Source organism: Lysinibacillus sp. GbtcB16 (genome assembly GCF_019091145.1).
Taxonomy (GTDB): domain Bacteria; phylum Bacillota; class Bacilli; order Bacillales_A; family Planococcaceae; genus Lysinibacillus; species Lysinibacillus fusiformis.
On the sequence record NZ_JAGXJV010000553.1, the window covers coordinates 1 to 260 of the forward strand.

Sequence of the window (260 nt, forward strand, 5' to 3'; positions counted from 1 at the left end):
CAAGCCGTCCGGAAAGGCATGCTGGAAAACATTCTCAACCAGCGGCTGCAGTGTCAGGCGAACCATAACATGCAGCAGATATTCGGGCTTAATGGCTACATCAATTTCGAAATCCCGACCAATACGATGCTTCAAAACTACCAAATAGTACAGAACATGCTTTAACTCGTTCGCTACTGTAATTTCTTCTAAATTCGTCTGGACAGAATAGCGCAGCATATAAGCCAGTGACTTCACAATTTCAGAAATTTCCTCAGAAT

The 260-nt window shown here is 43.1% G+C and carries 1 protein-coding gene; it reads right to left on the bottom strand.

Annotated elements, in window-relative coordinates; genetic code table 11:
- On the bottom strand, positions 1-260 hold a 260-nt coding region (locus KVT27_RS25225), incomplete at both ends, for a sensor histidine kinase (RefSeq protein ID WP_217582234.1).